Origin of the sequence: Nocardioides sp. Bht2 (assembly GCF_047308515.1) — a bacterium.
GTDB lineage: Bacteria > Actinomycetota > Actinomycetes > Propionibacteriales > Nocardioidaceae > Nocardioides.
In genome coordinates this window covers 1-23690 of sequence record NZ_JBLBWI010000014.1, presented here as the reverse complement: position 1 = coordinate 23690, position 23690 = coordinate 1, and the positions used below count along the sequence as shown (strand labels likewise).

The following is a 23690-nucleotide window of genomic DNA, read 5'->3' as shown; positions in this document are numbered from 1 at the left end:
AACCGGAGAATGTAGTCGCAGTGACGGCTCAGTGGGACGTGTTCCGCGTCACGCCCCTGGTATTTCTGGGGCGTGACGCGTGAAATTGCTACCGGAACGTATGACCGGTATGCGAGATGCCGTCTCGCCTGGTGTCAGTGAGCAGCGTTTGCGGGCTCGACGAGCTCGACCAGGACGCCGCCGGCGTCCTTGGGGTGGATGAAGTTGATCCGCGAGTTGGCGGTACCGCGGCGCGGCTCGTCGTAGAGCAGCCGCAGGCCACGGTCGCGGAGCACGGCCGAGACGGCGTCGATGTCGACGACCCGGTAGGCGAGCTGCTGCAGGCCGGGGCCACTGCGGTCGATGAACTTGGCGATCGTCGACTCGTCGTTGAGGGGAGCGAGCAGCTGGATGCAGGAGTCGGTCTCGCCGACGCCGACCATCGCCTCGCGAACGCCTTGGGCCTCGTTCACCTCTTCGTGACGCACGGTCATGTTGAAGTTGTCGCGGTAGAAGGCGATGGCCACATCGAGGTCGGGAACAGCGATCCCGACGTGGTCGATCGCGATGAAGAGGTGTTCAGGCACGGAAAGCGGTGAAGTCATGGGGCACATCGTCGCGTGCGCCGTGCAGGCGCGCGAGTGAGTGTGATCTGTTCGACACAACTCGTCATCGCGGACTTCTTGCTAATGAACGCTAACCGGTGGGTACTCTCGGCATCATCCACACATCGTGCTTGTTCATCGTGCTTGTTCACAGGAGGAACCATGTCCGGATCCGTCATTGTTGCTGGGGCCCGTACGCCCGTGGGTCGTCTGCTCGGCGGCCTCAAGGATCTCTCGGGAGCAGACCTCGGCGGTATCGCCATCAAGGGTGCTCTGGAGAAGGCCGGAATCTCCGGTGAAGCTGTTGAGTACGTGATCATGGGTCAGGTCATCCAGGCCGGCGCCGGCCAGATCACCGCGCGTCAGGCAGCGGTCAAGGGTGGCGTGCCGATGGATGTGCCCGCGCTGACCATCAACAAGGTCTGCCTCTCCGGCATCAACGCCATCGCGCTGGCCGACCAGATGATCCGCGCCGGTGAGCACGAGATCATCGTGGCCGGCGGCATGGAGTCGATGACCAACGCTCCGCACCTGCTGCCGAAGTCGCGGTCGGGCTTCAAGTACGGCGACACCACGCTCGTCGACTCGATGGCCTACGACGCTCTCTATGACCAGTTCACCCAGCAGGCGATGGGCAACCTGACCGAGCAGTACAACCAGACCGGTGCCGCGCTGACCCGCGAGGAGCAGGACGAGTTCTCCGCCCGCAGCCACCAGCTGGCCGCTGCCGCGCAGAAGAACGGCCTCTTCGACGAGGAGATCGTGCCCGTCGTGATCCCGAGCCGTCGTGGCGACGTCACGGTCGCTGCCGACGAGGGCGTCCGTGGCGACACCACTGCCGAGTCGCTGGCCGGACTGCGTCCTGCCTTCGCCAAGGACGGCACCATCACCGCCGCTTCGTCGTCGCAGATCTCTGACGGTGCCTGCGCTGTCGTCGTGATGAGCAAGGCCAAGGCCGAGGAGCTCGGTCTGGAGTGGCTCGCCGAGATCGGTGCCTCCGGCCAGGTGGCCGGCCCGGACTCCACCCTGCAGTTGCAGCCGGCCCGTGCGATCCAGAAGGCTGTCGAGAAGGAGGGCATCTCCGTCTCCGACATCGACCTGTTCGAGCTCAACGAGGCCTTCGCCGCCGTGGGCATCCAGTCCACCCGCGAACTCGGCATCGACGCGGACAAGGTCAACGTCAACGGTGGCGCGATCGCGATCGGTCACCCGGTCGGTATGTCCGGTGCCCGGATCGTGCTGCACCTGGCCCTTGAACTGAAGCGCCGCGGTGGCGGCACCGGTGCTGCCGCGCTCTGTGGTGGCGGCGGTCAGGGTGACGCGCTGATCATCCGCGTGCCCAAGGCCTGAGCTGAACCGGAGCGACGCGTCAAGATGAACCGCCGCTTCACGATCGCGGTCCCCGAGTTGGTCGAGAAGGCCCGCTCGGGGGACCCGCGGTCGATCGGTCGCCTGATCTCTCTGGTCGAGGAGGCCTCGCCGCTGCTGCGTGAGGTTACTCAGGCGCTGATTCCGCATACCGGCCACGCTCGGGTGGTCGGCATCACCGGTGCGCCTGGCGTCGGTAAGTCCACCTCGACCAGTGCCTTGGTCACCGCGCTGCGGGCCCAGGGCAAGCGGGTCGCGGTGCTCGCCGTCGACCCGTCCTCGCCGTTCTCCGGCGGGGCGTTGCTCGGCGACCGGATCCGGATGTCGGAGCACGTCCTGGACCGGGACGTCTTCATCCGGTCGATGGCCTCGCGAGGTCATCTGGGTGGTCTGTCGTGGTCGACGCCGCAGGCGATCCGGGTGCTCGACGCCGCCGGGTTCGACGTGGTTCTGGTGGAGACCGTCGGGGTAGGTCAGAGCGAGGTCGAGGTGGCCGGTCTCGCCGACTCGACCATCGTATTGCTGGCGCCGGGGATGGGCGACGGTATCCAAGCGGCGAAGGCAGGGATCCTGGAGATCGGCGATCTCTACGTGGTCAACAAGGCGGATCGCGAGGGTGCGCACACGGTCCGCCGCGAGCTGCGTGGTGCCCTCGCGCTGTCGGCACGTGCCGAAGGCGCGTGGCAGCGGCCGGTCCTGATGACCACCGCCCAGGACGGCGGGGGAGTCGTGGAGGTGGTAGCCGCGCTGGATGAACACGCCGCGTGGCTGCAGAGCTCGGGGGAGCTTGTGGCGCGACGGCGGCGGCGGGCCCGTGAGGAGGTCGAGGCGATCGCGGTGGCGACGTTGCGCGCCCGATGGGCGCAGCTCCGGGAGGCGTCGCTGCTGGACAGCCTGGCCGGCGACGTCGCCGACCGAGAACTCGATCCGTACGCCGCAGCTGATCAGCTGCTGGCGACCTAGGCTCGCTGCCGGTACTAGGGCGCGCCTCCCTCACTCCAGGTACAGGATGGGCTAGAAATGGCCCCGTACTGTGCGTACCTGCCGTGCGCAAAGCCAAGAGGAATGGAGACTGACATGGACGCCAAGAAGGGCGTGCTGCTCGTCGTGGTGGTGTTCCTCGGCTTCTACATGTTCAAGGACCCGTCCGGGTTGGCCGATCTCTCCAGCTCCGCGATGAGCGGCGGTTGGGACCTGGCGACTCAGTTCTTCGACGCGACGATCCGCTTCATCAACGAGCTTTCCTGAGCGCCGATGGGTCTTGTCCGGTCACTGTCGGACCCCAACATCCGCAAGCACCTGCTGCGTGATGAGGGGGAAGTGATCGTCGACGAGGTGATGCATCACTGGGTGATGTACATCCTGCCGGTGGTCGAGGTGATCGCTGCCGTCGCGTTGCTGGTCGCGGTCCCGTTCGTGAACATCAAGCTGGGGTGGTTCGTGCTGGTGGTGATGGCTCTCCTGCTGGGCCACGCCGTCTGGCGCACGTTGGCCGTCCACCGGGATCGGTTCGTGATCACCAACATGCGGGTCTTCCGGGTGCACGGGGTGCTGTCTCAACAGCACGCCACCATGCCGCTGAGCCGGATCCTGGACATTACCGTGGTCAAACCGTTCCACGGCCGGATCCTGGGGTTCGGGCACTTCGTCTTCGAGTCCGCAGCCCAGGAGCAAGGCCTGCGCGACATCCGTTACGTGGCTCGGCCGGACGAGCGTGACCTCGCCATCCAGCGAGTCGTTCAGCGTTCCGGTCTGCGTGGACCGAAGGTCAACTGAAGGAGGCATAGATGGCCCTGCCTTTCGATCCCATCGATGAGGCTGCCCGGCAGTGGGGACTGCGTTGGGACGGCGTCCCGGCGATGCATGCGGTCACCTCGCTGATGCGCGTCCAACAGTTGATCCAGGGCCGCCTCGACACGGCGCTCAAGCCGCTCGGGCTGACCTTCGCCCGCTACGAGGCGCTGGTCCTGCTCAGCTTCTCCTCCCGTGGCTCGTTGCCCTTGGGCAAGATGGGCGAACGGCTCCAGGTGCACCCCACCTCGGTCACCTCGATCGTGGCTCGGTTGGTCGCGCAGGGGCATGTGGAGCGGGTCCCGCACCCGGACGACGGGCGCGCGGTGCTGGCCGAGATCACCCCGTCTGGTCGGGCGATCGTCGAGTCGGCGACCAAGGCGCTGCTGGAGATCGACTTCGCCTTGGAGGCGCTGGACGAGGACCGGCTGGTCCAGCTCTCTGAGCTGCTACGTCCGGTCCGCCGGGCGGCGGGGGACTACTGAGCATGATCGACCGTCTCGGGGGCGGACTCGCGGCTCTGGCGCTCTCCGCCGTCGCGCTGGCAGGCCTCGCCCACGCTGACGCGGCCAGCGACGGGCCGTTCGCGGCTGCCGCCGAGCGGATCTCTGGAAGTACCGATCATCGGGACCCGACCAGGCTCACCGCCGGACTCTGGAGCGATGAGCTCGCGCCGTCGGATGAGGGTCATTTCTTCGCCTATGACCGGGTCGAGGAGAACACCACCGTCCACTTCGCAGCCTTCGCGGCGGCCGGCGCAGGGGACAGCATCACCATCGAGACCTTCGCCGGCGATGTCAGCTGTGGCTCGGCCAGCGCGAGTTCGCCGTACAGCAGCAACGGTCCCGAGCGGGTTTTCGGCGCGACCGTGCTGATCGGGAAGCAGGGCAGCAGCGACGACTGCGTGAACCAACGCGAGGGCCTTCGGATCGTGGTCAGCCGGGGCGGCTCGACCGGCGATCTCGACCCGTTGCCGATCCGGATCAAGGTGGTCGAGGAACAACGCCTGGCCGATCAGCAGGAGCATCTCGACCCCGAGCGCGGCAGCCTGCCCGAGCCGCCCGACGTCGATCCCTCCTTCGCAGCTCCCGACGGGTCGACGACCCGTGAGATCCGTCAGGGTGAGGTTCAGTACGTCCCGGTCGACCTCGATTGGGGAGAGGGCCTCGACGTCGAGGCGACTACCGCCTCGATGGCGGAGCAGAAGATCGACACGGGTTTCTCCGGCCCAGAGCTGACCGTCGACCTGCTCTCTCCCTTAGGTGTGCCGATTGATGACGGGCTCGCTGACGGCGACCCTGCCGAGTCGCTCTCGAGCGACACGTCGACAACGGTCACCGCAGGGTTGGCGCCGGTCGGTTACCGGAACCGCTTCACCAGCGACCTTCCCTATCTGCCAGGGCGATACTGGGTGGTGGTCAGTCTCTCCGGTGCGGCGGCCGACGCCGAGCCGGTACAGATCAGCTACCGGCTGCGGGTCGGAGCGAACGGGAAGCGGAGCGGGGTACCGACCTATCGGGGCGGTGACCGGCCGTTCCTGATCGGTCCCGACACCTGGGCAACCGACCCGTCGGGTGCCACCAACGCTGCTGCCGAGAGTGTGGACGGGTCTTGGACGTCGACGCGGCGTTGGGCCGCTGTCGGGCTGGGGCTCGTCGGAGTGCTCTGTGTCGCCCTCGGCGGCAGCCGACTGATCTGGCGGGGCTAGCGCGCTCGGGTCACCAGAGCAGGACGGCGCCGACCAGCGCGGCCACACCGACGAGAAGCAGCAGCAGCCCTGAGGTGAGTGTGCGGTCTCCGGCCGAGCGCGAGGACGCAGGCATGGGCATGGTGTGGTGCCGCTCCACCCGGGTGGCGGCAGCACCGTCGAGTCGGGTGGGCGCGGGGCCGTAGGGCATCTGCGCGCTCGTCGACGGCACGTGGGTCGGCTGTTCGTGGCCGGCGCCGAACCGGTCGGTGACGGCGATCGCCTCGCCGGGCTCCGGTGGCAGGTTCAGGAGTCCACTGGTAGCGAGCGCGGCGCGCAGCTCCCCAGCCGTCGCCGGTCGATCGGCGGGCGCGGCCGCGAGAGCGGGGCGCAGCAGTTCGATCAGCTGGGCCTCGGGAGTGTCGGTCGCCTGGGCGGCCGGCTGCGGCGGGGCCGGCTCAGCAGGCGGCCGCTGCCCCGTCAGCATCTCGATCGCCACCGCTGCGACGGCGTAGAGATCGGCGCGCGGATCGGGGTCGGCGCCGTGCCACTGTTCGGGCGCCATGTAACCGGGGGTGCCGATCGCCATCGAGGCGCGGGTCATCCGGGGCTCGTCGACGGGTGCGGCGATCCCGAAGTCGGTGAGCCGCAGGTGGGGCCGGCCGGTGCCGGTCGGCTCGAGCAGCAGGTTGGCGGGCTTCACGTCGCGGTGCACGATGCCCGCCCCGTGGACGGCTTCGAGTGCCTGCAACAGCTGGTCGGTCAGCTCCGCAACCCAGCGCACGGGCAGAGCCCCGTGGCTGCGCAGCAGATCGGCCACCGACCCACCGCGCACGATCGGCATGGTGAACAGCACCCGGTCGTCCATTCCGGCCCAGGACTGGGGCGTCACCACGTGGTGGTGGTCGATCCGCATCGACTGCTCGCGCATGAAGCGGAGCAACGAGCCGGCGTCCGACTGTTGCAGGATCTTGGCGGCCTTGACCTGCCCGTCGTGGGCGTCACGGATCCGCCACACGGTGCCCATGCCACCGCTCGCGATCGGCTCGAGGAGCTCGAAGCGTCCCGCGAAGTAGTCGTTCATGCCCGCCGTGCACCGCCGGTCGGGGTGGCGTTCACGACCAGGGTCTGACCGGTCACGAAAGCAGACGCCTGGCTGCCGAGGAAGAGCACCGAGGTGGCCAGGTCCTGGGTGGTTCCGGTGCGCTGGGTGTGGACCCTGGTCAGCACGGTGGCGCCGTCCCCGGCCGCGGCCTGGGCGCTCGCGGGCCGGGGGATCGGAACTGCGGAGGCGACACAGTTGACCCGGATCCCGTCGCTCCCGAAACGCCGGGCCATCCGGGTCGTCGCCGCGACCAGCTCGGTGTGCGCCTGTTGGGGTCCGTGGGCCAGGGCCAGCCATCGGCCGAACTGGTGGGTGTTGATCACCGCGGCACCGCCGCGCATCGGGCTCTGTGCCAGCTGACGGCGGAGCCGGTGGGTCAGCTGCTCCGGGCCGACCAGGCCGAGCCGGACGGAGTGGTCGACGAACTCGCGTTCCTGGGCATCCGAGGTGCGCGGCACCCGGGCACCTGCGGCGTGGACCAGGATGTCCAGGGAGCTCTGTTCCCCGGCGATCCGGTCGATCGAGTCCGGGTCGGTGAGATCCAGGCGGGCGTAGCGCAGATGGCGGAGGCCGCGGTCGTAGGCGGAGGCCAGTGACTCGGTACCGGTGATGGTCACCTCGGCACCAGCCCGTGCGAAGGCGAGAGCCACCGCACGTCCTAGGCCACGGGTTCCACCGGTGACCAAGACCTGTCGTTCATGGAAATCGAACGTTGTTGCGCCCACCGAGAAGCTCCTTGCCACCCCCGCCCGCCTGCTGTGGGCGGGGTCATACGTCCGCGCCATCATGCCAGAACTCGCCCAATGCCGCCCTGGTCGACTCGCCCTCGCGCCATCGGGAATGATGGGACCTATGAGCCAGCAGCCGTTCTCCCGCCCGGGCGCCATCGACCTCTCCGGCCTCTCCGCGCCGGGTGCCGCCGGTGCGGCGCCGTCCGGTGGCGGCGTCACGTCGGCCTACGCGGTCGACGTCACCGAGCAGAACTTCCAGACCGTCCTTGAGTCTTCCCGGACCGCTCCCGTGGTCCTGGTCTTCCACTCGCCGGTGCAGTCCCCGGCCAGCACCCAGATGGCCGACGACGTGGTCACCGCGGTGGCCGAGCACGAGGGCCGTTTCCTGGCAGCCGTCGTCAACGTCGACGCCGTGCCGGCGATCGCCCAAGCGATGCAGATCCCGCAGGTGCCGCTGATGCTGGTGCTGTTGGACGGACGGCCGGCCACGCAGCCGATGCCGGGTCCGATCTCGCTCGACGAGCTGCGTGCGCTCTTCACCCAGCTCGCCCAGCAGCTGACCGCCCAGGGCATCACCGGGCGCCACCAGCCGCGCCAGGCAGAGGTGGCCGAGGGCGAAGAGGCCCCGGTCGACCCGCGCTACGCCGCGGCCCAGGACGCCCTCGGCGACGGCGACATCGAGCGCGCGGTCGCCGAGTACCAGAAGCTGGTCGACGCCAACCCGGCCGACGCCGAGGCAGCGGCCGGCCTGGCGATGGCCAAGGTGCTGCTCCGGACCACCGGGGTCGACCTCAACGAGGCCCGCGCAGCGGCTGCCAACAACCCCAACGACGTCGACGCGCAGACCCTGGTCGCCGACCTGGACATGCTCGGCGGCCACGTCGAGGACGCCTTCAACCGTCTCGTCGACCTGATCCGCCGGGTCTTCGGCGACGATCGGGACAAGGCCCGCACCCACCTGCTCGGCCTCTTCGCCGCTGTCGGCAACGACGACCCGCGGGTGATCCGGGGCCGCAGCAACCTGGCCTCCGCGCTCTTCTGAGCCCGCACTCAGATAGCGGTAGTTCACTGTCACCCAGCGACAGCGAACTACCGCTATCTCGTTTCCTGGCTCAGAGCCGCCGACCGGACTCGGTGTAGCGCGGACCGCCGTCGAGTGCGGCGAGCGCGGCCTTGATCCGGCGGGCGGTGAAGTCGGCGGCGCGTTCATCGATCTGCTCGACGGTAAGGAACTCCGCGCCACGGATCTCGCGGGCCTCGGGCTGGATCTGTTCGACGATCCCGGGGGAGTGCACGCCGCCGTCGAAGACCAGGCAGACGGCGTCGTCCCAGCCACCCCACGGCGGCAGCCAGTCGGTCAGCACGATCTCACCAGCGGGGATGGTGAGCGCCAGCTCTTCCTCGATCTCGCGGCTCGCGGCCAGGTGCGGTGATTCGCCGACCTCGACGACGCCGCCGGGCAGATCCCAGTCACGCTTGTAGGTGAGGTGGCACAGCAGGACCCGGCCCTCGGTGTCGCGGATCAACATCTGGCCGATCGCGCGCTTGCGGGGCAGGAACGAGTTGAGCAGCGACCGGAAGGCCTGCGGGTCGTTGACCGGGGGATCGGTGGAGATCCGGGCGAGCACCACGATCTCGGTCGCCTCGCCGTGCCCCGGTGCCTGGCGGCTGACGCCTTCGCGGATCAGTCCGGCGCGGGTGGCTACGCGGAGCGCGCCCTCGTTCTCGGCTGCCACCCGGCATTCGATCCGGCCCAGGCCGAGACCGCCCAAGCCGGCGTCGGTCAGAGCCCAGTCGGTGACCAGGCGGACGCCGATGCTGGCCGAGCCGCGGCCACGATGCGCGGCATCGAGGTGCCAGGTGAGCTCGCCGGTCGCAGATCCGTTGCGGCGTAAGGTGATGGCGCCGATCTCCTCGCCGTTGCGGGCGATCGTGAAACGCACCGTGCCGACCTCCGTGGTCGACGGCGACAGGGTCACCGTCCCGTCGGTCAGCTCCGGCAGGTGATCAGTCACGGCGTCAGCCTAGGCCATCGACTTTCGCCGGACCGCTGCTCCCCTCAACGGATCAGGCGCAGCCAGTAGAAGCCGTGAGGCCCCAAGGTCAACAGGTAGGGAGCTTCGGTGATCGGCGGGAACGGCACCCCGCCGAAGAGCTCGATCGTGGTGCGGTCCTGCCATCGGGAGAGGTCGAGGGCGACGGGCTGCGGGAACCGGGAGAGGTTGTTCACGCAGACGATCACCTCGTCCTCGTGCTCGCGCGCGAAGCTCAGGACCGCCGGGTTGGTCCCCCCGAGGTCGGTGAAGTCACCCAGGCCGAAGGCCGGGTGCTGTCGACGGGTGTGGATCATCCGTCGGTTCCAGTGCAGCAGTGAGGAGGTGTTCGCCAACTGTGCTTCGACGTTGACCGCGTGGTGCCCGAAGACCGGGTCCTGGATCACCGGCAGCGGGAGCCGCTCCGGCGTCGCCGAGGAGAAGCCGCCGTTGCGGTCCGGCGACCACTGCATCGGGGTCCGTACGCCGTCCCGGTCGCCGAGCCAGATGTTGTCGCCCATCCCGATCTCGTCGCCGTAGTAGAGGACGGGGGAGCCGGGCAGGGAGAGCAGGAGAGCGGTGGCCAGCTCCAGTTGATTGGTGTCGTTGTCCAGGAGAGGCGCGAGGCGGCGCCTGATCCCGGCGTTGGCCCGCATCCGGGGGTCATGGGCGTACTCGGCCCACATGTAGTCGCGGTCCTCGTCGGTGACCTTCTCCAAGGTCAACTCGTCGTGGTTGCGGAGGAAGACGCCCCATTGGCAACCGCTGGGCAGTTGCGGGGTCTGTTCCAAGATGTTGGTGATCGACTCGCGCGACTCCCGGCGCAGAGCGACGAAGATCTGCGGCATCACCGGGAACTGGAACGCCATGTGGCACTCGGTGCCGATCCAGTCTCCCGATTCGTTGCGTTCCGGACCGAAGTACTCGACGAGTTCGGCCGGGGTCTGGTTGGCCTCGCAGAGCAGGACCCGGTCGTCGTACTTGGCGTCGACGTACGCGCGTACCTTGCGCAGGAAGGCGTGGGTCTCCGGCAGCGACTCGCCGTCGGTGCCGGGGCGTTCGTACAGGTAGGGCACGGCGTCGAGCCGGAAGCCGTCGACGCCGAGGTCCAGCCAGTACGACATGGCGTCCAGCAACGCGTCGTGGACGGCCGGGTTGTCGAAGTTGAGGTCGGGCTGGTGGTGGAAGAACCGGTGCCAGAAGTACTGGCGGCGAACCGGGTCCCAGGTCCAGTTGGAGGTCTCGGTGTCGTGGAAGATGATCCGCGCCTCGGAGTAGAGGTCGTCGGTATCGGACCAGACGTAGAAGTCGCCGTAAGGCCCGGTCGGGTCGCTGCGCGAAGCCTGGAACCACGGGTGTGCGTCGCTGGTGTGGTTCATCACGAAGTCCACGATCACCCGGATGCCGCGGGCGTGCGCGGCGTTGAGGAAGTCCCGGAAGTCGGCCATCGTGCCGACCACCGGGAGGATCTCCGTGTAGTGCGCGACGTCGTAGCCGCCGTCCCGCAGCGGGGAGGTATAGAACGGCGGCACCCACAGGCAGTTGACGCCGAGCCACTCGAGATAGTCGAGCTTCTCGGTCAGGCCCCTGAAGTCGCCGGTGCCGCTGCCGTCCGAGTCGCGGAACGAGCGCACCAGCACCTCATAGAAGACCGCCGTGCGGTACCACTCCGGGTCGCGTCCATGCAGTGACTGGAAGTCGGTCATGGACGCCCCCGATCGGACGCCGAACAGTTCCAAGGTGCGCGCATATCGCCCAGCCTTACGGATCGATCAAGGCTGGGGCAATCTTTGGGCGATTCCGGTCACTGCAGAGCGGCGGTGGCCTTGGTCACCCGCTTGCTGCCGGCCACGCTCTGCCACGACGACGCGTGCGAGATCGAACTGTTCGGGTTGGCGCCGTCGGCGACCAGGTACCAGTCCGCCTGAACCCGACTGTTGGCGAAGTCGACGATCATGCAGCCGGTCCGGATGCCCTCGGAGTACTTGACCCAGGGGTTCGCCAGCAGGTTGTTGGTGTTCAGCACGGTGTCGACCAGGTTCCCCACGCCCGGAGCGAGCTGGTTGATCATGGTCTGGACCGACGGCGAGGCGACACCGGGCGTCACGAACTCGACGCCGGCCGAGACCCGGTCCAGCAGGTAGCTGCTGGTCCGCTTCGGGATCTCGCTGGCGAAGCTCTGGTGGACGTCGCCGGTCAGCACGACGACGCCGTTGATCCTCGCCATCGCGTCGACGATCCGCTGACGCTGGGCCAGGAAGCCGTTCCAGTCCTCGACGTAGAGCTGGGCGAGCGGCTCCTCGAGCTTCGCGGACAGCTCCGGACCGAGCAGGCTGGTGATCTGGCCCGGCACCGAAGCCAGCAGGACCTGCGGGAAGAAGGGCACCTGGTTGCCGAGCACCTTCCACTTCGAGGTGCTGGCCGCCAGGCCGGAGGCGAGCCAGTGCTCCTGCTCGTCACCCAGCATGGTGGCGTTGGGGTCGCTGGAGGCGTTGCCCAGGTAGCCGTAGCCGAGCAGCACGCTCGACGGCGGTTGCGAGCGGAAGCGCCGCTCGTCGAGCATCCACAGGTCGACCTGGTCGCCGAACTTGAGGCGGCGGTTGACCCGCGCCCAGTCGTTGGGGTCGGTGTGCCGGATCGGCAGCCAGTCGAGGAAGGCGCGGCGGCCGGCGTTGGCCCGTGTGGTCCAGTCGCCCTCGGTTGCCGGGTCGTGGTTCTCGGCGCCGTCGCGCCAGGTGTCGTTGGCGATCTCGTGGTCGTCCCAGACCGCGACCATCGGGTGCGCGGCGTGCAGGTCCTGGAGGTTCTCCTCCAGCTTGTAGCAGCCGTGCCGGACTCGGTAGTCGGACAAGGTGATGCATTCGTGGAGCGGCTGCGCGTTGCGGGGGTTCTTCGGGACGTCGCCGAGCACGCCGCCCGGCGCGTACTCGTAGAGGTAGTCGCCCAGGTGCAGCACGGCGTCGAGGTCGGTCCGGGTGGCGAGGAAGCGGTAGGGCACGAACCAGCCCCAGTCGTAGTTGGCACACGAGACCACGCCGAAGCGGACCGGCGCCTGCGACCCCGCGGCTGCGGCGGTCTTGGTCCGGCCGACGCGTGAGGTCGCGCCGAGTGCGCGGAACCGGTACCAGTACCGGGTGGCCGGCATGAGTCCGTCGACGTCGACGTGGACGGTGTGGTCCTGGGCAGCCGAGGTGGAGACGGTGCCGCTGCGGACGATCGTGCCGAACGAGGCGTCGCTGGCCACCTCCCACTGCACGGTGGCGACTCCGCCGACACCGGATCCGGGCACCGCGTCGGCCGACGGCGTGACCCGGGTCCAGATAATCACCCGGTTCGGCAGCGGATCGCCCGAGGCGACGCCATGTACGAAGGGCGCCGCGGCGGCGTAGGCCTGCGGCCAGCGAGCAAGGCTGAGGGCGGCGGCACCGGCACCCAGTCCGGTGAGCAGAGTGCGGCGCGAGATCGATGGCTGGACGACGTCGGTCATGGTGTCCTCGTACTGGTCGGCGGTGCTCCCCAGCTGGACAACGACGATCCCGGTGCCCGGTAACGCTGGGCGCGACGAGGCGGTCCTTCGGTGCCCAGTAGGCTCCGCGGTGTACAGACGTTAACCAGTTCAAGGAGTGTTTTCTCATGGGTGAGTTCGTCAGGCTCGAGGTCAGCGACGGCGTCGGCACGATCAGGATCGACCGGCCGAAGATGAACCCGCTCAACCGGCAGGTGCAGACCGAGATCCGAGACGGCGCCCGCGAGGCGACCGAGCGTGACGACGTCAAGGCGGTCGTGGTGTACGGCGGCGAGCGGGTCTTCGCGGCCGGCGCCGACATCAAGGAGATGGTCGACATGTCCTATGCCGACATGGTCAAGGCGTCGGCCGAGCTTCAGGACTGCTTCAGCGCCATCTCGCGGATCCCCAAGCCCACGGTTGCTGCGGTCACCGGCTACGCCCTCGGCGGTGGCTGCGAGGTCGCGCTCTCCGCCGACCTGCGCTTCGCCGCCGACAACGCCACCTTCGGTCTGCCCGAGGTTCTGCTCGGCGTCATCCCCGGAGGCGGCGGTACCCAGCGGCTGGCCCGCCTGATCGGCCCGAGCAAGGCCAAGGACCTCGTCTTCACCGGCCGCTTCGTGCCGGCCGCCGAGGCGCTGGAGATCGGTCTCGTCGACCGGGTCTTCCCGGCTGACGAGGTCTACGCCGAGGCCGTGAAGTGGGCCCAGCAGTTCAGCGGTGCTGCCGGCTTCGCGATCCGGGCCGCGAAGACCGCGATCGACAAGGGCGGCGAGGTCGACATCGAGACCGGCCTGGAGATCGAGCGTCAGCAGTTCGCCAGCCTGTTCGCCACCGAGGACCGGACCATCGGCATGGAGTCCTTCATCGAGAACGGCCCCGGAAAGGCCAAGTTCGTCGGTCGATGAGGCGCTCGCGTAATAGGGTGCGGCCATGAGTGAGTCCAATCTCGCGCAGGTCCGTATTCGGGTGGCCCAGGTGGTCTGGATCCTTTGCGCGCTCGCTGCCGTCGTACTGGCCCTAGGCGCGCTGACCTATGCGTTGAAGGCGAACGCCGACAACGGGTTGGTGCAGGCGGTCAGGGACGGCGCCGGCTTCTTGGATTTCGGCCTGTTCAGCATGACCAACGGCGTCAAGGAGTTCACCGGCGACAACGCCGACATCAAGAACTCGTTGTTCAACTGGGGTCTGGCCGCCGTGGTCTGGTTGATCATCGGCCGACTCCTGGAGCGCGTGATCCGTCCTTGATCGGCCGCTTCGCTCGATCGCGAGGCGTCGCACCCACCATCCTGATGCAGCACCGCACCTTCACCGGTGCGGTGCTGTGTTCGATTTCGGATCGTCGGGCGCACTGCTCGGGCGAGGTGCGCCCACTCCCTAGAACCGGTTACAGATTCTCGGTGTGACCCCCTTCACAAAAAGGTCTAGACCTGTTGTAGTTACCTGCGAGTACCAAGTGCGCGGCCTCGGAGGGAGGCCGATTGGTGCTCCGGTGGCTCTATGCCGCCGTGTGATGGTCTTGGGAGGCCTATCCGCATGTCTTCTCGTCATTCCTCAACGACCTCGGCCCAGCGTGCCCGACGCGTCGCGGGTGCCGGTGCCGCAGCAGCACTTGTCGTCGCGGGTCTGGGTGCGTACAGCCCGGCCGGCGCGGCGAGCGCGCCGCTCAACTACGAGTGCACCACCCCGCTCGGGGCGCAGACGTTCGTGGCGACGTTCAGTGCGCCGGCGACCGTGCCGGTGGGCGGCTCCGCCGCGCTCAGTACCGCCGTCGTGGTGCCGGAGGCGCTCGCCGGCCAGCTCTATGGCTTGGCCGGGGCGCGCACCCTGTCCGGTACTGCGACCGGGGACGGCACGGCTTCCGGAGTCCCGGTGACGGTCAAGCAGACGATCGCCTCGACCAAGGTCCCGGCGAGCGGTGCGATGAACGTGGTTGCCAAGGGTGGCGTGGCAGTGCCCGCCTCGGTCCCGGTGGGCGCCAAGCTCGAGCTCGCTGCCGGAGATTTCTCGGTCAAGCTGGACGGAAAGCGGGCCGACGGCTCGGGGTCGCTGCTCACCCCTTATGCGATCTCGTGTGTCCAGGTGGCCGGCCAGGATGCGGCGATCGGCACCGTGACCGTGGTCAAGACCGGTTCGAAGACGAAGGTCACCGCCCAGGGCGGCAAGAAGAAGGCGACGATCAAGGTCGTCGTCAAGCCGGGCACCAAGGTGTCGGCCACCGGCAAGGTCAAGGTGACCCTGAGCAAGGGCAAGAAGAAGGTCACCAAGACGGCGACGCTGAAGTCGGGCAAGGCGAATCTGGTGGTGAAGCGGCTCAAGAAGGGCAAGTACAAGGTGGCCGCCGTCTACCTCGGAGACAAGAACGTGAAGGGTTCGAAGGGCTCCGTCAAGGTCACCGTGAAGTGACCGCGCCGACGTCCTCGGACGTGTGTTGAGCATCTGCTCACCTGATGAGGCCCCGCCTGATAGCTTCTGGCGGGGCCTCACGGCGTCGTGTGACGTTCCACACCGGAACCGTGGTTCCGTGAGGCTGACCTAACCGGGTAGCCTCACGATGGGCTGGCCGCGCTGCGGCTCAGGAATCGATTGCACAGGAGGGGCCGTCCAGGCCACAACCACCATGAACATTGTTGTCTGTGTGAAGCACGTGCCCGACGCCACCGCCGACCGGCGGTTCAAGTCGGACAACACCGTTGACCGTGTCGGCGTCGATGGGCTCCTCTCGGAGCTCGACGAATATGCAGTGGAGCAGGCGCTGCAGATCAAGGAGAAGCTGGGCGACGACAGCGAAGTGACCGCTGTCTGCATCGGCCCGGATGGCGCTGTTGACGCCGTCCGTAAGGCCCTCCAGATGGGCGTCGACAAGGGCGTTCACGTCTCGGACGAGGCGATCGCCGGCTCCGACGCGCTGGGTACCTCGCTGGTCCTCGCCGAAGCCATCAAGAAGGTCGGCACCCCCGACATCGTGGTCTGCGGTATGGCCTCGACGGACGCCGGGATGAGCGTGGTTCCGGCCATGCTCGCCGAGCGTCTCGGCCTCCCGCAGGTCACCTTCGCTTCGGTGATCGAGACCCAGGGCGACCAGATCCGGATCAAGCGTGACGGCGACGCCGCCACCGAGGTGATCGGTGCGACCCTGCCGGTCGTGCTCTCGGTCACCGACCAGACCGGTGAGGCTCGTTACCCGTCCTTCAAGGGCATCATGGCGGCCAAGAAGAAGCCGCTGGAGACCCTGACCGTCGCCGATCTCGGTGTGGACGCGGGCCAGGTCGGCCTCGCGGCTTCGTGGTCTGCGGTCGAGGAGACCAACGCCCGCCCGCCGCGCACCGCTGGCGAGATCGTCAAGGACGAGGACGGTTCGGGTGCTGCTGCGCTGGCCGGCTTCCTCGCGTCCAAGAAGTTCATCTGAGGAGTCTGAACATGGCTGAAATTCTGGTTCTGGTTGACCACGTCGACGGCGCGGTCAAGAAGCCGACCCTCGAGCTCCTCACGATCGCCCGCCGTCTCGGCGAGCCGTCGGCCGTCTACATCGGCCCGGGCGACGCTCCGGCCGAGGCGCTGGCCAAGTTCGGTGCCGAGAAGGTCTACGCCGTCAACGACGCCGAGATCAAGGGCTACCTGGTTGCTCCCAAGGCGGAGGTCCTGCAGCAGCTTGTCGCCAAGACCGCTGCCGGCGCCGTGCTGATCCCGTCCTCGGCTGAGGGCAAGGAGATCGCGGCTCGCCTGGCGATCAAGATCGAGTCCGGTCTGATCACCGACGCGGTCGACGTCCAGGCTGGTCCGGTCACCACACAGTCCGTCTTCGCCGGCTCGTACACCGTGCAGGCGAAGGTCACCAAGGGCACGCCGATCATCACGGTCAAGCCCAACTCGGCTGCTCCCGAAGAGGTTGCCGGTGCTGGCGCCGTCGAGGCGTTCGTCCCGACCATCTCGGACGCCGCCAAGGCAGCCCAGATCGTGGCTTCGCAGCCGCGTCAGGCCACCGGACGTCCGGAGCTCACCGAGGCCGCCATCGTGGTCTCCGGTGGTCGCGGTACCGGCGGTGACTTCACCGCGGTGGAGGCGCTCGCCGACTCGCTCGGTGCCGCTGTCGGTGCTTCGCGTGCCGCCGTCGACTCCGGCTGGAAGCCGCACACCTTCCAGGTGGGTCAGACCGGTAAGACCGTGTCGCCGCAGCTCTACGTGGCCAACGGCATCTCGGGTGCGATCCAGCACCGTGCGGGTATGCAGACCTCGAAGACCATCGTCGCTGTCAACAAGGACGAAGAGGCTCCGATCTTCGAGCTGGTCGACTTCGGTGTCGTGGGCGACCTGCACACGGTTCTGCCGGCGCTGACCGACGAGATCAACAAGCGCAAGGGCTGAGTTCGAGGATCGGCTCCGTAGGTAGGACGAGCGAAGCGAGTTCTGCCGGAGGAACGAATCGCAGAATGCTCAGCCAAGGTAAGTACGGCTGAGTTCGAGAAGAACGCCTAGTACGACGTAGAACGCCGCGGCAACCTCATCGGTTGCCGCGGCTTTCTTCGTTCCGCGGCCGGCCCGAAGCCCACTGGGCAGACGCCAGGCCCGCAACGAGCGCTGCGCCACTAGGCTCGGGGTATGAGCACCGAGCAGGAAGTACACGACGTCGCCCGTCGGGCCCGCACCGCGAGTTTCGAACTCGCCGTCGCCACCCGCCAGGTCAAGGACGCCGCGCTGCTGGCGATGGCCGATGCCTTGATCACCAGTGCCCCAGAGATCCTGCGTGCCAACGCCGAGGACGTGCAGCGGGCCAAGGACGCCGGCACCGGTGCGAACCTGATCGACCGGTTGGCCCTCGACGACGCCCGCCTCGAAGGGATGGCCAAGGGCCTGCGCGACGTGGCCGCGCTCCCGGACCCGGTCGGTGACGTGGTCCGCGGCAGCACGCTGGCCAACGGCTTGGAGCTGCGTCAGGTGCGGGTCCCGTTCGGTGTGATCGGGATGATCTACGAGGCTCGTCCGAATGTGACCGCTGACGCCGCTGGGATCTGCCTGAAGTCCGGCAACGCCGTGCTGCTGCGGGGCTCCTCCAGCGCGCGGTCCAGCAACGCGGCGATCGTCGCAGCCCTGCGTGACGCCGTCGCGAGTGCCGGCCTGCCGGCCGACGCGGTCCAGATGGTGCCGGGGGAGAGCCACGACTCGGTCAAGCATCTGATGCGTGCCCGCGGTCTGGTCGACGTGTTGATCCCGCGCGGTGGCGCCGGCCTGATCCGCAGCGTCGTCGAGGAGTCGACCGTGCCGGTGATCGAGACCGGTACCGGCAACTGCCACGTCTACGTGGACAAGGCCGCCGACCTCGAGCAGGCGTTGGCGATCGTGCTCAACTCGAAGACCCAGCGCAACAGCGTCTGCAACGCGGCGGAAGCGCTGCTGGTGCACGCCGACATCGCCGACGAGTTCCTGCCGCGGGTGATCGAGGCGCTGCACGACAAGCAGGTCCTGATCCACGGCGACGACCGGTTCAGCGAGTACGACGGCGTGGTCGCGGTGACCGAGGAGGCCTACGCCGCCGAGTTCCTCGCAGCCGAGATCTCGGCGCGCGTCGTGGACAACGTGGACGAGGCGATCGAGCACATCCGGCGGTACTCGACCGGCCACACCGACGCGATCGTCACCGAGGACCAGGCCGCCGCGCGACGGTTCGTGGCACGGGTCGACTCGGCGGCCGTGTTGGTCAACGCCTCGACCCGGTTCACCGACGGCGGCGAGTTCGGGTTCGGTGCCGAGATCGGGATCAGCACCCAGAAGTTGCACGCCCGTGGCCCGATGGGTCTCCCGGAGATGACCAGCACCAAGTACGTGGTGACTGGCGCCGGTCACGTCCGCTAACTCATCTACTAGGATTCAGGCCATGTCGCTCTCCACCTTCGTTCTCACTGCCTCCGAAGCCTCCGAGCCCGCTCTCAGCCCGTGGGCCGTCGGCGGCATCGTGCTGGCCATCCTGTTGTCGCTCCTCGTCGTGCTGATCATGTTCGGCGCGGGACGTGAGCACAGCTGAGCCAACCTCGGCTCGCCGTCGCGTGGGCGTGATGGGTGGAACGTTCGATCCCATCCATCACGGCCACCTGGTCGCTGCAAGCGAGGTCCAGGCCTGGTTCGATCTCGACGAGGTCATCTTCGTGCCGACCGGCGCACCCTGGCAGAAGGCGGACCGTGAGGTCTCCGATGCCGAACACCGCTACTTGATGACCGTGATCGCCACGGCCGCCAACCCGCGGTTCAACGTCTCCCGGGTCGACATCGACCGAGACGGCCCCACCTTCACCATCGACACCCTGCGTGATCTTCAAACGCGGTTGCCTGATGCTGATCTGTACTTCATCACCGGCGCTGATGCGCTGGGCAACATTTTCACCTGGCGCGATGCGCCAGAACTGTTCAGGCTCGCCCGGTTCGTCGGTTGTACCCGGCCCGGCTACGAGCTTGACGCGGAGATGCTGGCCGACATTCCGTCCGACCGGGTCACCCTTGTGGAGATCCCGGCGCTGGCCATCTCTTCGACCGATTGCCGCCTGCGTAAGCAGCGTGGTGAGCCGGTCTGGTACCTGGTACCTGACGGCGTGGTGCAGTACATCGCCAAGCACGATCTCTACCCTGCGGAGCAAAACTCATGACTGCCACCGATTACGCCCTCAACCTGATCCAGGTCGCCGCCGCGGCCGCCGACGACAAGCTGGCCAACGAGATCGTCGCGTTCGACGTCTCCGAGCAGTTGGCGATCACCGACGCGTTCCTGCTGGCCTCGGCGGGCAACGACCGCCAGGTTCGGGCGATCGTCGACGAGATCGAGGAGAAGCTCCGCGAGCTCGACGCCAAGCCGATCCGCCGGGAGGGTCACCGCGAAGGCCGTTGGGTGCTGCTCGACTACGGCGACATCGTCGTCCACGTGCAGCACGAGGACGAGCGTGAGTTCTACTCCCTCGAGCGGCTGTGGCGCGACTGCCCGTCTATCGAGTTGAAGCTCTCCCGTCCCGCCGCTGAGGGTGACGGCGGCGCCGAGGCATGAGTCGGCGGCTGGTCTGGCTGCGGCATGGTCAGACCGAGTGGAACAACGAACGACGGATCCAAGGACACCTGGATATCGAACTGAGCCAGACCGGCCACGACCAGGCGTCCGCTGCGGGCGCCTGGTTGGCGCATTTCGGCGCCTCGGTGCTGTGGAGCAGCGACCTGGCCCGGGCCCGGCAGACGGCTGCCTACGTGGCCAAGGAGACCGGACTCGATGTGGTCGGTGACGCGCGGTTGCGTGAGTACGACCTGGGTGAGCGCTCCGGGTGGTTCCATGACGACTACCGCGAGCAGTTCCCCGACGAGTACGTCGCCTTCGAGGCCGGCGACTTCTCGGTGGTGCCGGGTGCCGAGACCCCCGAGGTGGTGGCGCGTCGCCTGCGCGCCGTCGTCGGCGACCTGTTGGAGGTGCTCGGCGACGACGAGACCGCCATCGTGGTCTCGCACGGCACTGCGATCCGGACTGCCGTGCTGGCGCTGACCGGCATGGGCCTCGACCTCAACCAACTCCGGGTGCTGAACAACTGCGGCGTCGCCGTTCTGGAGCAGCGCAGCGACGACCCGACCCTGATGCGCCTGTCGGCCTACGGACTCCAGGTTCCCCGACTTTAAGTGGGCCCCCGATTTCACAACTTCCTCACGGTGGGCTAATGTTCTGGTCGTCGGGAAGCGCCGGGAACGGAGCGGAACGAAGCTGGGGGTGTGGCGCAGCTGGTAGCGCACCTGCATGGCATGCAGGGGGTCAGGGGTTCGAGTCCCCTCACCTCCACCAGTAAGCACTGGTCAGAGGCCATGTTCCGAATCCTTACGAAGGGTCCGGAGCATGGCCTCCCAGCATTTACCCAGCACTTTCCCCGAAAAAGTCGATCGGTACGCGGTCACCCTCGGCGGCTCTCGGGTGCTTTCGGACAGGTGCGCCTACCTGTTCGGTATGACTCGATTCAGCATCTCGTCCCGTCCAGTCCAGACCGTCGGCACCAGCACTGCGCTCGAGAAGGCGTTGACGATCCAGGAGCTTGCTGCTGAGCTTCGGGTCACGCCTCAGACGCTGTACGACCTGCGCAGCCAAGGGCGGGGCCCGTCCGGTTTCCGGGTCGGGCGCCATCTGCGGTTTCGTCGCTCGGAGATCGATGCGTGGTTGGCCCGACTCGAGGCCGATGACGCCAAGAACCAAGCGAGTGGTCGCTCGTGAGCCGGCCACGAACACGGATCGGCACTCACGGCACGATCTGGACCAAGAGAGTGGCCAAAGGACGCTTCGTGGCCCACACCCGTGTCCGCGACCTGGACGGTCGCCTGCGCCAGGTCCAAGCCACCTGCAGCTCGCGCAGCGGCGCTGAGGCGCAACTCCGGGAGCGGCTCCAGGACCGACGCGGTTACGGGAGTGGAGGACTGCTGACCTTGGCCAGCCCCTTCACGGACCTGATTGAGCTGTGGCTCGCCGACCTGGAGATCCGCCAGATCGCCGACTCCACCAAGGACAACTATCGCGACGACCTCCGGCTGAGGGTACGGCCCTGGTTCGAGCACTACACGCTCGGTGAGGTCACGACGGGACGAGTGGAGACCTTCTTGAAAGGGGAGGCCGCTGTGTCGTACTCGCGCGCCAAGCACTCGCGCACCGTGCTCAACCAGTTGTTCGCTTTCGCACTGCGCCACGACGCGATCGCGCGCAATCCGGTCCAAGGCACCTCGCCCCTCGCTCGGCCCAAGAACGCAGTACAGGCGATGACCCTGGAGCAGGTGCAAGCCATCCGCCAGGCCGCGGCCGCGTGGCGGATTGGCGCGGGAGTGATGGGGCCGGCTCCCGACGGCCAGGTCAGGGATGCGTGCGAGGTCATGCTCGGCACGTCGGTGCGCCCCGGCGAAGTCCTGGCTCTGCGGCCGTGCGATGTCTTCGAGGGCAGACACGGCTTGGTCGCCTTCGTACGCGGCACGGTGGTCTACCGCAAGGGGAAGGGAACGTTCCGCCAAGATCACCCGAAGACAGACGCCTCGGTGCGGATGCTGCCCGTCGCGGAGTTCGCGGCTGAGGTGATCCGCGCCCGGTTGGCGACGATTGCCCCAGAAGATCACGAGAAGACGATCTTCCACAATCGCAACGGTGGCCCGCTCAGCCTGCACAACTTCCGTCGCACCTTCCGGGAGTTCCTCGTCGACGCCGGGCTAGAGCACACTGGGATCACCCCGCGTTGGTACCGGCGTACCGGAGCTACAGTGATCGCGCGCGGGCTTGGCGTGGATGCTGCCGCGACTCACCTGGGCCACACCTCCAGCGTGGTCACGGAGGGGCATTACATCGAACCGGAGCGAATCCTTGACTTCGGTGCCGCCGAGCTTCTCGAGGCTACGCTGCGCCCGATAGAACCTGACGGCGCGTTGCTCGCCCGCTCTGGCAGCGTAGGCGAGGACGATGTGCTGGATTCGATTGACGGCGTGGTAGCAAACTGCGGAGATGGTGAAGGCGGCTGACCCGAGTTCCCCCGTTCGGCAATGAACGAATGCGCTCGTGTGACGGAATCAAACGGGTCACGATGAGTTCGCAGGTAACGCCATCGATCGCTGCCGCAACAACAGATCGGGCGTGCACGTCCAGCCCAACACTCGTACGTTCGGTGAAGACTGGGCCTCTGGCAAATGTCGGTTAGGCCGAGCAGGCGGCCCCTGCTCGCTATCCCATGAATTAAGTGGGTGAGGCCCCGGCCCGTAACCCGTTAGTCACGCCGGGTCACGACGTAGGGTCTAGTTGCGCTTCCCGACGAGGACCTCACGATAGAAGACCTTCTTGCCTGGAGTGGGTGGCTTACCTAGGCGCTTATCTGGATCGCCCTCCGCTGCATCCAACCACTTTGTCGGCTTCTCCTTGGGGTCGAACAGTTCAGGGCGGCGTTTCATTTGTTGGTACCACCCTCGGACCAGCTCAGCGGTCGCCGGGGCCACGAGGCCATTTGTGGCGGCCAAGAGGATTCGACGGGCCGTCACAACGTCGGTTGGCGTCGCGTCGACTAGGCGGATCTGCCAACCCTTGGACTTGATCCACTCGAGATCAGAAGCCGCGAGCTCGCCAGCGGGAACACCCGTCAGGTCGCGGAACTCCTCGGCCCTCGCAGCGAGGGCTCGATCGATCGCGACTTGCTGCTCGTTCGCTTTGGACGGCTTCCCCCACCCTGGCGCCGTCTTTCCTCCGCCGGCGCAGGCATGGGCCGACTGCCCCCTGGCACGGTGACGCTGCACTTTGCCCTTCGGCGTCAGTGCCACCTTCTTTCCGCAGGTACCGCACTCAACACCCCGTGTGGGTCCCGCGGCAGGGGGTGTCCGCTTCGGCTTCGCCCTGGATTGACGCGGCGTCGGTTTGGTAGGGAGAGGCTCGGCGGTCTGTCGCCGCGGCTTACTCAACTTGGCCACGGCCTCGGACGGAAGAGTTGCGGCGTCGATTGTCTGATTGATCTCTGTCGTGGTCGCCGTGGGAAAGAACTTGAGGAAGTAGGTGAGCGCGTCGCTGCGAGACAGCATTGGCTGCAACACGCGCAGCTTCGCTAGTTCTGCGTCCAAGCGCGACGGGGAGATTTCCTCGGTTGGCGTCCGTCCCTTCGTCATAGCGACGATGCTAGCGGGAGGCATCGACATTCGGGTCGGAATGGGTCTTCGCAGGCCACGGAGCGCGCGCGGGTGCTTCTATAGATCGTCAAGTCGATTAGACCGCCATTTCGAGGTTCCTTCGTCGGGGTTGGCCACGGCGTCCGAGGCCAACAGGAGTCGGAAGAGCTCTCGAGTCAGGCAAAGCTTCAGGCAGCGGATGATCGGGTCTGCCCCGAGTTTGGTTGACACCTGACCTGTGGGGATTCCACCTCACAAGC

Annotated in this window: 26 protein-coding genes and 1 tRNA gene; 20 read left to right on the top strand and 7 right to left on the bottom strand. The window is 67.5% G+C overall.

What is annotated here, in order from left to right; translation table 11 throughout:
* Positions 1-134: 134 nt before the first annotated feature.
* Positions 135-584: a methylmalonyl-CoA epimerase gene (mce, locus tag ACLM5J_RS15955; RefSeq protein WP_413657458.1), complete on the bottom strand. Its 450-nt coding sequence runs from the start codon at positions 582-584 to the stop codon at positions 135-137.
* Positions 585-746: 162 nt separating this feature from the next.
* Between mce and ACLM5J_RS15950 the strand changes: the two genes are divergently transcribed.
* From ACLM5J_RS15950 to ACLM5J_RS15925, 6 genes are all read left to right on the top strand, one after another.
* A complete protein-coding gene (locus ACLM5J_RS15950; protein WP_413657457.1) occupies positions 747-1934 on the top strand; it encodes an acetyl-CoA C-acetyltransferase in 1188 nt (395 codons plus the stop codon).
* Between the two features lie 24 nt (positions 1935-1958).
* Positions 1959-2915 carry a methylmalonyl Co-A mutase-associated GTPase MeaB gene (gene meaB / locus ACLM5J_RS15945; protein WP_413657456.1) on the top strand — a complete coding sequence of 319 codons (957 nt, stop codon included), beginning with the start codon at positions 1959-1961 and terminating at the stop codon, positions 2913-2915.
* 114 nt (positions 2916-3029) lie between these two features.
* Positions 3030-3200, top strand: a complete 171-nt coding sequence (locus ACLM5J_RS15940; RefSeq protein WP_413657455.1) for a hypothetical protein — start codon at positions 3030-3032, stop codon at positions 3198-3200.
* Between the two features lie 6 nt (positions 3201-3206).
* Complete coding sequence (locus ACLM5J_RS15935; RefSeq protein WP_413657454.1) at positions 3207-3728, top strand: PH domain-containing protein; 522 nt, start codon at positions 3207-3209, stop codon at positions 3726-3728.
* An 11-nt stretch (positions 3729-3739) separates the two neighbouring features.
* A complete protein-coding gene (locus ACLM5J_RS15930; protein ID WP_413657453.1) occupies positions 3740-4228 on the top strand; it encodes a MarR family winged helix-turn-helix transcriptional regulator in 489 nt (162 codons plus the stop codon).
* A gap of 2 nt (positions 4229-4230) precedes the next feature.
* Complete coding sequence (locus tag ACLM5J_RS15925) at positions 4231-5451, top strand: hypothetical protein (RefSeq protein WP_413657452.1); 1221 nt, start codon at positions 4231-4233, stop codon at positions 5449-5451.
* Positions 5452-5461: 10 nt separating this feature from the next.
* Here ACLM5J_RS15925 and ACLM5J_RS15920 read toward each other — a convergent pair whose 3' ends face one another.
* Positions 5462-6514 carry a serine/threonine-protein kinase gene (locus ACLM5J_RS15920; RefSeq protein ID WP_413657451.1) on the bottom strand — a complete coding sequence of 351 codons (1053 nt, stop codon included), beginning with the start codon at positions 6512-6514 and terminating at the stop codon, positions 5462-5464.
* Positions 6511-7320, bottom strand: coding sequence for an SDR family NAD(P)-dependent oxidoreductase (locus ACLM5J_RS15915; protein WP_413657450.1), 810 nt, complete (start codon positions 7318-7320; stop codon positions 6511-6513). Before ACLM5J_RS15915 ends, ACLM5J_RS15920 begins: the two co-directional genes overlap by 4 nt.
* 67 nt (positions 7321-7387) lie before the next feature.
* Between ACLM5J_RS15915 and ACLM5J_RS15910 the strand changes: the two genes are divergently transcribed.
* Complete coding sequence (locus tag ACLM5J_RS15910; RefSeq protein WP_413657449.1) at positions 7388-8308, top strand: tetratricopeptide repeat protein; 921 nt, start codon at positions 7388-7390, stop codon at positions 8306-8308.
* 70 nt (positions 8309-8378) lie between these two features.
* Here the strand turns inward: ACLM5J_RS15910 and ACLM5J_RS15905 are convergent, their stop codons facing one another.
* From ACLM5J_RS15905 to ACLM5J_RS15895, 3 genes are all read right to left on the bottom strand, one after another.
* Positions 8379-9281 carry an NUDIX hydrolase gene (locus tag ACLM5J_RS15905; protein ID WP_413657448.1) on the bottom strand — a complete coding sequence of 301 codons (903 nt, stop codon included), beginning with the start codon at positions 9279-9281 and terminating at the stop codon, positions 8379-8381.
* A gap of 44 nt (positions 9282-9325) precedes the next feature.
* A complete protein-coding gene (gene treS / locus ACLM5J_RS15900) occupies positions 9326-11005 on the bottom strand; it encodes a maltose alpha-D-glucosyltransferase (RefSeq protein ID WP_413657447.1) in 1680 nt (559 codons plus the stop codon).
* 98 nt (positions 11006-11103) lie between these two features.
* The gene (locus ACLM5J_RS15895) at positions 11104-12786 is read right to left on the bottom strand and encodes an alkaline phosphatase D family protein (protein WP_413657446.1); all 1683 of its coding nucleotides are present in this window, start codon (positions 12784-12786) and stop codon (positions 11104-11106) included.
* 146 nt (positions 12787-12932) lie between these two features.
* Here ACLM5J_RS15895 and ACLM5J_RS15890 point away from each other — a divergent pair, with 146 nt between their 5' ends.
* From ACLM5J_RS15890 to ACLM5J_RS15830, 13 genes are all read left to right on the top strand, one after another.
* Complete coding sequence (locus ACLM5J_RS15890) at positions 12933-13712, top strand: enoyl-CoA hydratase/isomerase family protein (RefSeq protein WP_413657445.1); 780 nt, start codon at positions 12933-12935, stop codon at positions 13710-13712.
* 25 nt (positions 13713-13737) lie between these two features.
* Entirely contained in the window at positions 13738-14052 is a 315-nt protein-coding gene (locus ACLM5J_RS15885) for a hypothetical protein (protein WP_413657444.1), read from the top strand.
* A 288-nt stretch (positions 14053-14340) separates the two neighbouring features.
* A complete protein-coding gene (locus tag ACLM5J_RS15880) occupies positions 14341-15210 on the top strand; it encodes an Ig-like domain repeat protein (RefSeq protein ID WP_413657442.1) in 870 nt (289 codons plus the stop codon).
* Between the two features lie 214 nt (positions 15211-15424).
* The gene (locus ACLM5J_RS15875; RefSeq protein WP_413657441.1) at positions 15425-16213 is read left to right on the top strand and encodes an electron transfer flavoprotein subunit beta/FixA family protein; all 789 of its coding nucleotides are present in this window, start codon (positions 15425-15427) and stop codon (positions 16211-16213) included.
* An 11-nt stretch (positions 16214-16224) separates the two neighbouring features.
* The gene (locus ACLM5J_RS15870) at positions 16225-17169 is read left to right on the top strand and encodes an electron transfer flavoprotein subunit alpha/FixB family protein (RefSeq protein ID WP_413657440.1); all 945 of its coding nucleotides are present in this window, start codon (positions 16225-16227) and stop codon (positions 17167-17169) included.
* Between the two features lie 234 nt (positions 17170-17403).
* Entirely contained in the window at positions 17404-18654 is a 1251-nt protein-coding gene (locus ACLM5J_RS15865; RefSeq protein WP_413657439.1) for a glutamate-5-semialdehyde dehydrogenase, read from the top strand.
* Positions 18655-18676: 22 nt separating this feature from the next.
* Positions 18677-18823, top strand: a complete 147-nt coding sequence (locus ACLM5J_RS15860) for a hypothetical protein (protein ID WP_413657438.1) — start codon at positions 18677-18679, stop codon at positions 18821-18823.
* Positions 18810-19439 carry a nicotinate-nucleotide adenylyltransferase gene (gene nadD / locus ACLM5J_RS15855; protein ID WP_413657437.1) on the top strand — a complete coding sequence of 210 codons (630 nt, stop codon included), beginning with the start codon at positions 18810-18812 and terminating at the stop codon, positions 19437-19439. The genes ACLM5J_RS15860 and nadD overlap by 14 nt, the downstream gene beginning before the upstream one ends.
* Positions 19436-19831, top strand: a complete 396-nt coding sequence (rsfS, locus tag ACLM5J_RS15850; protein WP_413657436.1) for a ribosome silencing factor — start codon at positions 19436-19438, stop codon at positions 19829-19831. Before nadD ends, rsfS begins: the two co-directional genes overlap by 4 nt.
* Complete coding sequence (locus ACLM5J_RS15845; RefSeq protein ID WP_413657435.1) at positions 19828-20445, top strand: histidine phosphatase family protein; 618 nt, start codon at positions 19828-19830, stop codon at positions 20443-20445. Before rsfS ends, ACLM5J_RS15845 begins: the two co-directional genes overlap by 4 nt.
* An 84-nt stretch (positions 20446-20529) precedes the next feature.
* A tRNA-Ala gene (locus ACLM5J_RS15840) sits at positions 20530-20605 on the top strand.
* Positions 20606-20656: 51 nt separating this feature from the next.
* Positions 20657-21025 carry a helix-turn-helix transcriptional regulator gene (locus ACLM5J_RS15835; protein WP_413657434.1) on the top strand — a complete coding sequence of 123 codons (369 nt, stop codon included), beginning with the start codon at positions 20657-20659 and terminating at the stop codon, positions 21023-21025.
* A gap of 209 nt (positions 21026-21234) precedes the next feature.
* On the top strand, positions 21235-22305 hold the full coding sequence (locus ACLM5J_RS15830; protein WP_413657433.1) for a tyrosine-type recombinase/integrase: 1071 nt from the start codon (positions 21235-21237) through the stop codon (positions 22303-22305).
* A 270-nt stretch (positions 22306-22575) separates the two neighbouring features.
* Here the strand turns inward: ACLM5J_RS15830 and ACLM5J_RS15825 are convergent, their stop codons facing one another.
* Complete coding sequence (locus ACLM5J_RS15825) at positions 22576-23430, bottom strand: hypothetical protein (protein ID WP_413657432.1); 855 nt, start codon at positions 23428-23430, stop codon at positions 22576-22578.
* Positions 23431-23690: the final 260 nt, after the last annotated feature.

Bases quoted from the DNA above. Each gene is read 5' to 3' on its own strand.
- mce (WP_413657458.1), bottom strand. From the start codon at position 584: ATGACTTCACCGCTTTCCGTGCCTGAACACCTCTTCATCGCGATCGAC.
- ACLM5J_RS15950 (WP_413657457.1), top strand. From the start codon at position 747: ATGTCCGGATCCGTCATTGTTGCTGGGGCCCGTACGCCCGTGGGTCGT.
- meaB (WP_413657456.1), top strand. From the start codon at position 1,959: ATGAACCGCCGCTTCACGATCGCGGTCCCCGAGTTGGTCGAGAAGGCC.
- ACLM5J_RS15940 (WP_413657455.1), top strand. From the start codon at position 3,030: ATGGACGCCAAGAAGGGCGTGCTGCTCGTCGTGGTGGTGTTCCTCGGC.
- ACLM5J_RS15935 (WP_413657454.1), top strand. From the start codon at position 3,207: ATGGGTCTTGTCCGGTCACTGTCGGACCCCAACATCCGCAAGCACCTG.
- ACLM5J_RS15930 (WP_413657453.1), top strand. From the start codon at position 3,740: ATGGCCCTGCCTTTCGATCCCATCGATGAGGCTGCCCGGCAGTGGGGA.
- ACLM5J_RS15925 (WP_413657452.1), top strand. From the start codon at position 4,231: ATGATCGACCGTCTCGGGGGCGGACTCGCGGCTCTGGCGCTCTCCGCC.
- ACLM5J_RS15920 (WP_413657451.1), bottom strand. From the start codon at position 6,514: ATGAACGACTACTTCGCGGGACGCTTCGAGCTCCTCGAGCCGATCGCG.
- ACLM5J_RS15915 (WP_413657450.1), bottom strand. From the start codon at position 7,320: ATGGCGCGGACGTATGACCCCGCCCACAGCAGGCGGGCGGGGGTGGCA.
- ACLM5J_RS15910 (WP_413657449.1), top strand. From the start codon at position 7,388: ATGAGCCAGCAGCCGTTCTCCCGCCCGGGCGCCATCGACCTCTCCGGC.
- treS (WP_413657447.1), bottom strand. From the start codon at position 11,005: ATGACCGACTTCCAGTCACTGCATGGACGCGACCCGGAGTGGTACCGC.
- ACLM5J_RS15895 (WP_413657446.1), bottom strand. From the start codon at position 12,786: ATGACCGACGTCGTCCAGCCATCGATCTCGCGCCGCACTCTGCTCACC.
- ACLM5J_RS15890 (WP_413657445.1), top strand. From the start codon at position 12,933: ATGGGTGAGTTCGTCAGGCTCGAGGTCAGCGACGGCGTCGGCACGATC.
- ACLM5J_RS15885 (WP_413657444.1), top strand. From the start codon at position 13,738: ATGAGTGAGTCCAATCTCGCGCAGGTCCGTATTCGGGTGGCCCAGGTG.
- ACLM5J_RS15880 (WP_413657442.1), top strand. From the start codon at position 14,341: ATGTCTTCTCGTCATTCCTCAACGACCTCGGCCCAGCGTGCCCGACGC.
- ACLM5J_RS15875 (WP_413657441.1), top strand. From the start codon at position 15,425: ATGAACATTGTTGTCTGTGTGAAGCACGTGCCCGACGCCACCGCCGAC.
- ACLM5J_RS15870 (WP_413657440.1), top strand. From the start codon at position 16,225: ATGGCTGAAATTCTGGTTCTGGTTGACCACGTCGACGGCGCGGTCAAG.
- ACLM5J_RS15865 (WP_413657439.1), top strand. From the start codon at position 17,404: ATGAGCACCGAGCAGGAAGTACACGACGTCGCCCGTCGGGCCCGCACC.
- ACLM5J_RS15860 (WP_413657438.1), top strand. From the start codon at position 18,677: ATGTCGCTCTCCACCTTCGTTCTCACTGCCTCCGAAGCCTCCGAGCCC.
- rsfS (WP_413657436.1), top strand. From the start codon at position 19,436: ATGACTGCCACCGATTACGCCCTCAACCTGATCCAGGTCGCCGCCGCG.
- ACLM5J_RS15845 (WP_413657435.1), top strand. From the start codon at position 19,828: ATGAGTCGGCGGCTGGTCTGGCTGCGGCATGGTCAGACCGAGTGGAAC.
- ACLM5J_RS15835 (WP_413657434.1), top strand. From the start codon at position 20,657: ATGGCCTCCCAGCATTTACCCAGCACTTTCCCCGAAAAAGTCGATCGG.
- ACLM5J_RS15825 (WP_413657432.1), bottom strand. From the start codon at position 23,430: ATGACGAAGGGACGGACGCCAACCGAGGAAATCTCCCCGTCGCGCTTG.